Genomic DNA, 7,175 nt, shown 5'->3' on the forward strand with positions numbered 1-7,175 from the left:
ATATTAAGAATGTTAGTGATAATTTATCCAGAACAAGTAGAAAAATATATGTAAAAAAAGAGCCGTTTTAACAGCTCTCCTCTAGTAGTTAGGAATTGAATGTACACGTAATTCGGGATAGACCCACTAAATAAAAAGACAGTAATTTTATACTGTCCTTCTAAACCTTATTTTATTGACATTTTAAATAAAAATTACAAAAAAATTTGTAACTTATAAACAAATTAGAATTTTTTACTATTTATTATGAGTTAATTTCCACATCTGTAAATTATATTCAAAAGATCTTTTGACCATTTGATCTCTTTCTATTTCTAATTTTTCCTTTAACACTCGTATAAGGTTTTCCTTATTTTTCCCCCTTATTTTTTTAAAATTAGGAATGAGTAAGTTGGATATTTCAAATTGATCTATTAAAAAATTTATATCTTTCTTAGTATATTTTTTTTTCTTCAATGTAGTTATAGTTCGACTAATAAATATTTTAGTATATTCTTTATAGTCTATTTTTTTTCTTTCCTCCAAAAATAAGATTGCTTCTTCTCTAGAATCTATTTCTTTTAATTTTTTATAAAGTTCTGACGTTTCAAAAATAGGACTCAAAGATTCTTTTATATTATATTCTTTCAAAAAATTTTCAGATTTTAAATTATCAATACAAGTAATTTCATCTTTCAATTTAATTTCTAAGCTATCATCTACTTTTTTTTCATTTTTAAATATGTTTTTTAAAATTTCCATTTTACACTCCTAATTGATTTAAATTTTATATTTTTTAAGAATGATAAAATTTTACTATCTATCACATATTTTACAAGAGATATCTCCCTTTTTAATAGCATTTTGTAAAGTTATCGATTCTAAATTTTTAGCATCTGGATATTCTTCTTGATGATATAACTTCTTTTTTTTCATTGGTATCACCTCTTGGAAAATTTATATAAATGTTTTAATATCAGTGTATCATATTTATTATGGGTAAAAAAAAGCTTAATCAAATATTAAGTCATATTTATTAAATTTTATACTCTATTATTTATTATTTCTTTTTTTATAAAAAACTCTTTGTCAACTATGGGGAATTAAGAAATACAAATATTTGAAAAATTAAAAAAGCTAACTCCTCTATTTGTAGAGAAGTTAGCTTTTAAATACTTAAATTATTATCTCACATGTATATCCTTGAAAAAGGATGGAATTTAGAAATCAGTTATTTTTTAACCTCTTTCTTTCTCTCTAAATAATCTGTCTCTAATATCAAATATTTCAAAATTAATCATTCTTAATAGTTCTTTGTCATGAGTTACTAAGACAACGGCACCATGATATTCATTTAACATATTTGCAATTGTAGACCTAGAGTAACTATCCATATAAGTAGATGGTTCATCTATTACAAGTAAGTGAGTTTCAGCTAAGATATTAGTAAATATTTCTAATCTCTTTTTCTCTCCACCACTTAACATATATAATTTTTTACTTCTAAATTCTTCTTCGTAATTGAAAAGAGAGTCAATAGCTCCTTCGATAAAATCTTGGTTTAGACCAGTTTTATCATGAATATATTCTGTAATCCTCATATTTTCATCTTCTAAGATAGTTTCTTGCTCTATATAAGAGAATTTTGCCTTGGGGTTTATATCAATAGTTCCTGTAGTAGGGACTTCTTCTCCTAAAATCATCTTTAATAAAGTTGATTTCCCAGCACCATTTTCTCCGACAATACATATTTTACTATTCTTTAATATTTCAAAGTTAACATCTTTATATAATGTTTTTTCGGGAAATTCCTTAGAAACATTATTAACAGAAGCTATTATATCCCCAATTTCTTTATTAATTGTAAAATATTCTTCCGGACTAGAATTATATGCATATTCAGATTCTTTAGAATGTACATTTTTCCCATTTTCTAATCTTTCTAATTCTTTTTCCATCCTTCTTAAGATTACAGCATGAGAATGATTATTCCCGACTCCTTGTACCAATATTTCTTTTTGCTTAATTCTTTCACGAGTTTTTTCTATTTCAAAATCTTTTTCTCTATTTTCTTTCTTTTCTTCCTTTAGTTGTATCTTTTTGTCCTTTTGATAAGTTCTATAGTCCCCTTCATATGTAGTTACTTTAAAATTATCTACATCAAAAAATTTATTAGAAAATGATCTAATAAAGTCAACACTATGAGAAATAACTAAAAATGCTTTAGAACTTTTAGTAATAAAGTTGGCTAACCAAGCAGTCTTCTTTTTATCAAAATATGATAATGGTTCATCCAATATTACAAGGTTAGATTCTTTGAATAAAGCTATTGCAAGCCTTACATATTGCTTTTCTCCCCCACTTAAATCTTTAAATTTTCTATCTAATTTGCTACCTAATTCAAATACATCTATAAATTCAGACTGTAAATGAATATAGTCATATCCTCCTAAACTTTCAAAAAAATCTGAAGCTTTTTGAAATTCTTCCATTACTTTTTCATCATTATCTGCTTCACCAGTAAACTGAATTGAAACTTCTTCTAAGTAAACTTGAGCTTTTACTATATGATCAAATGGTGAGTCTAATAATTCTTTTACTGATTTATCTAAATTTGTTTCTCCAAATTGATCAAAGTAAGCAATTTGTGCTTCCTCTTCAATTAGTATGTCCCCATAAGTTGGGTACTCGTCTTCATTTATTAATTTTAATAAAGTTGATTTCCCACTTCCATTATTACCAACAATAGTAATCTTCTCTCCTTTATTGATCTCTAAATTAACATTTTCATATAACTTTTGAGTTAAATGTGATTTTGCTACATCTTTAAATTTAATAATATTCATATATTTTCTCCTGTTTTAACGATTCGCTATAAATAACCTAAATACTATTATAACGCACATTTGAAAAAATTCAAAATTAAACTATAAAAATATTATTATCTGTAAATTGCAAGTTTTAGCAGAATTTAACATATATATTATCATGAGTCTTTTCTTTACTTAGTAGAACATTTCATTTTACAATTTATAAACTTGTTTTAATAAAAAAACCTCATAAATATATCTATGAGATTTTTATTTTTCTATTTTTTTATCTGGATTTTTATAAAACACTTCCCCATCTGCATCTACTAAAAAATTAGGAGTATTTACAGTAATAAACTTTACTGTCTTATTAGTGCTATTTACCCAATTATGTGGTGATGATGTTAAATAATGTGCAGTATATTCTGGATATAAATCGGTCTTTATTCCATCTACTATAAGAGTGAGTATCCCTTCTAGTACATATATAAATTCCTCACCTTCATGCTCATGTTCTCTTTCTAGTGCAGAGCTTTTATGTCCTGGTAAAAGTTCAATAAGTCTTGGAAGTAGTTGTTTATCCTCTATTACTTTAGAAAGATAATACTGAATAGAATTCCCTCTAGCAATTGGTGAAACTCTTCTTTCATAAGATTTCATCACATAACTCTTTTCATTTGTTGCATGAGTAAAAAAGAAGCTCATATCAACATCAAATATCCTTGATAATTTCTCAAGATCATCAATTGCAACACTAGACATTCCTCTTTCCAATTGTGATAAAAATCCTACTGAAAGATCCGAAAGGAAACTCAATTCTTTTAATGTCATTTTTCTTTTAGTTCTTAATTTCTTTATACGATTTCCTACAGTTTTGTTCATAGTAACTCCTTCTTTTTGATTTCCCTCTTCACATTTTAGCACACTATGGGTATAAAGCAAATATAGTAAATAAATAAAACAATTTTACGCAATAAAACCTTTGTTAATTGTTCAAAATGTAATATACTAAAGTAATATAAGAAATCTCTTTATTTTATAGTTGAAAATATTTTCTGATTCTTATTTTACAATAAATAACAAGGAAAAACGCTTAATTTTATCTTAGAAAACAAAATAAAATGGAGGTGTTATGAAAGGAAAAATTTTAAATATTCAAAGATGTTCTATCCATAATGGACCAGGAATTAGAACTACTGTTTTTTTTAAGGGATGCCCTATGACTTGTCTTTGGTGCCATAATCCTGAAAGCCAGAGTTTTAAAAATGAAATTATGTATGATAATGAAAAATGTACTAATTGTCAAAATTGTATAAACTCTTGCTTAAATAATTGTATAGAGCTAAATAATGATAAAATTATAACTAATCTAGATAACTGTATTTTATGTGAAAAATGTATTGACCATTGTGTCAGTGGAGCTAGAGAACTAGTTGGCAGAGATATAAATCCTAGAGATTTAGTTCATGAAGTGATGAAAGACCAAGAATTTTTCAAAAATTCCAATGGTGGGGTGACTCTCTCTGGAGGAGAAGCTCTCAATCAGGGGGAATTTACTATTGAAATTGCTAGACTTTTGAAAAAAAGAGGAGTTTCAGTGGCTTTAGATACTTGTGGTTTTGTTAGTAAGGAGCATTTAGAGAAAATTTCTCAATATATAGATATATTTTTATATGATATTAAAATTATTGATTCTAAAAAACATTTAGAGTTCACAGGTGTTGACAATAAATTGATTTTTGAAAATCTTAAGCTCCTCAGTTCTTTAAGTTCTAGAATTTTTATTAGAATCCCACTAATAGAAGGTATAAATACCAGTGATGCTGAAATTCAAGGAATATTAGATCTTATTGATGGTATAAATGTTGAAAAGATAAGTTTATTGCCCTATCACGAAATTGGTAAACATAAATATAACAAACTAAATTTAAATTTTAAAAATAAAGTAATGAAAGTTCCTAATAAAGATTTGGTTGAAAAAATAAAAAAAATATTTGAAAAAAAATATACAGTAGAAATAGGAGGGTAAAGAATGTTGAGAGGATCTAATAATAGAACTAAGATATTAAGAAAATTAAGTGTAGAAGCTATTCCACATATTTCCATTGAAAGAGCTAAATTAATAACAGAAGCTTATAAGATGTATGAAGGTAAAGTTTCCATCCCAGTGCTCAGAGCCAAATCCTTTGAATATTTTATGAAAAATAGGACTCTTTATATAGGTGAAGGAGAGTTGATCGTAGGAGAAAAAGGAGAAAATCCTGCAGGAACTCCTACATATCCAGAATTATGCTGTCACACTATGGATGATTTTAAAATTATGAATATCAGAGAAAAAATTTCATATAAAGTTAGTGATGACGCTTTTAAAATCCAGGAAGAGGAAATAATCCCATATTGGAATGAAAGAGCTACTAGAAATAAGATCATCTCAAATATGGGAGATGACTGGAAATATTGCTATAACAATGGAATATTTACTGAATTCATGGAGCAAAGAGCTCCAGGGCATACTGTCTGTGATCATAAGATCTATGGAAAAGGATTCTCTGAATTTAAAGCACAGATAAAAAATGAGATTAGTAATTTAGATTTTTTTAATGATAAAGATGCTATGAGTAAGAAAGAACAACTCAAAGGAATGAGTATTTGCTGTGACGCCATTATAATTTATGGTCAAAGATATGCTGAATACGCAAAAGAATTAGCAGAAAAAGAAGAGGACCCTCAAAGAAAGATTGAACTTCTTCAAATTGCAGAAAATTGCAAAACAGTCCCGGCAAATAAACCTAAAACATTTGCTCAAGCTATCCAGATGTACTGGTTTGTACATATTGGGGTAACTACAGAGTTAAATATTTGGGATGCATTTAGTCCAGGAAGATTAGATCAACATCTAAATCCATTTTATCAAACTGATCTAGATAATAATAACATAACTGAAGATGGTGCTCGTGAATTATTAGAATGTTTCTGGATAAAATTTAATAACCAACCTGCTCCTCCAAAAGTAGGAGTTACACTAAAAGAAAGTGGTACATATACAGATTTTGCCAATATAAATACTGGGGGTATAACTCCTGATGGAAAAGACGGGGTAAACGATATATCATACCTTATTTTAGAAGTTATGGACGAGATGAAACTCCTTCAACCTAGCTCTAATGTGCAAATAAGTCGTAAAACACCAGATGATTTCTTAAAAAAAGCCTGTGATATCTCGAGAAAAGGTTGGGGACAACCTGCTTTTTATAACACTGAAGCCATTATTCAAGAGCTCCTAAATGCAGGAAAAACTATAGCTGATGCAAGACAAGCTGGATGCAGTGGATGTATCGAGACAGGGGTATATGGAAAGGAAGCATACATTTTAACTGGATATTTCAATCTACCAAAGGTTCTAGATATAACATTATATAATGGAATTGATAGAGAAACAAATACACAGATAGGACCCAAAACCGGTGATCCTAAGGAATTTAAAAATTATGAAGAGTTAATGGAAGCATTCTCAATTCAATTGAAATATTTTGTAGACATTAAATTAGAAGGAAACAATATAATAGAATCTATCTATATGAACTATATGCCTGCTCCATTTATGTCTGTTGTAATAGATGACTGTATCACAAATGGAAAAGATTATAATGGTGGAGGAGCTAGATATAACGTTAGTTATGTCCAAGGAGTTGGAATAGGCACAATAACTGATTCTCTCTCTGCTATCAAATACAATGTCTTTGAAAAAAATAAATTTACTTTAGAAGAATTACTTCTTGCTATGGAAAATAACTTTGAGGATTATGGTATAATCAAAAATATAGTATCTAACCGAACTCCTAAATATGGAAATGACGATGACTATGCTGATAATATAATGAATAGGGTATTTAAGATGTATCACAGTGAAGTTTCAGGGAGACCAAATATGAAAGGTGGAGAGTATAGAATAAATATGCTGCCTACTACTTGTCATGTTTATTTTGGAGCTGTAATTGGAGCTACTCCTAATGGACGGTTAGCACATAAGCCACTGCCAGAGGGAATATCTCCAGAAAAAGGTGCTGACAGAAATGGTCCTACAGCAGTTATTAAATCTGCGTCTAAGATGGATCATCTTATTACAGGGGGAACTCTACTAAATCAAAAATTTACTCCTAAAGTCGTAGAGGGAGAAACAGGACTTGAAAACATGTCTGCTTTAGTGAGATCGTATTTTAATATGGATGGTCACCATATACAGTTTAATGTTATAGATAAAAAAATACTTATTGAGGCTCAGAAAAATCCTGATGAAAATAAAGACCTAATTGTTAGAGTTGCAGGTTATAGTGACCTATTCAATAATTTAGATAAAGTACTCCAAGATGAGATCATAGAAAGAAC

Annotated in this window: 5 protein-coding genes; 2 read left to right on the forward strand and 3 right to left on the reverse strand. The window is 28.2% G+C overall.

Annotated elements, in window-relative coordinates:
- Positions 1-237: 237 nt before the first annotated feature.
- From WBG30_RS03640 to WBG30_RS03650, 3 genes are all read right to left on the reverse strand, one after another.
- Complete coding sequence (locus WBG30_RS03640) at positions 238-741, reverse strand: hypothetical protein (RefSeq protein ID WP_424503288.1); 504 nt, start codon at positions 739-741, stop codon at positions 238-240.
- 476 nt (positions 742-1,217) lie between these two features.
- On the reverse strand, positions 1,218-2,825 hold the full coding sequence (locus WBG30_RS03645) for an ABC-F family ATP-binding cassette domain-containing protein (protein ID WP_424503289.1): 1,608 nt from the start codon (positions 2,823-2,825) through the stop codon (positions 1,218-1,220).
- Between the two features lie 234 nt (positions 2,826-3,059).
- Positions 3,060-3,671: a helix-turn-helix domain-containing protein gene (locus WBG30_RS03650; RefSeq protein ID WP_424503290.1), complete on the reverse strand. Its 612-nt coding sequence runs from the start codon at positions 3,669-3,671 to the stop codon at positions 3,060-3,062.
- Between the two features lie 250 nt (positions 3,672-3,921).
- Here WBG30_RS03650 and WBG30_RS03655 point away from each other — a divergent pair, with 250 nt between their 5' ends.
- Positions 3,922-4,818 carry a glycyl-radical enzyme activating protein gene (locus WBG30_RS03655; protein ID WP_424503291.1) on the forward strand — a complete coding sequence of 299 codons (897 nt, stop codon included), beginning with the start codon at positions 3,922-3,924 and terminating at the stop codon, positions 4,816-4,818.
- A 3-nt stretch (positions 4,819-4,821) separates the two neighbouring features.
- A partial coding sequence (hypD, locus tag WBG30_RS03660) for a trans-4-hydroxy-L-proline dehydratase (protein ID WP_424503292.1) occupies positions 4,822-7,175 on the forward strand: 2,354 nt, incomplete at its 3' end.

Source organism: Psychrilyobacter sp. (genome assembly GCF_049671765.1).
Lineage (GTDB): Bacteria > Fusobacteriota > Fusobacteriia > Fusobacteriales > Fusobacteriaceae > Psychrilyobacter.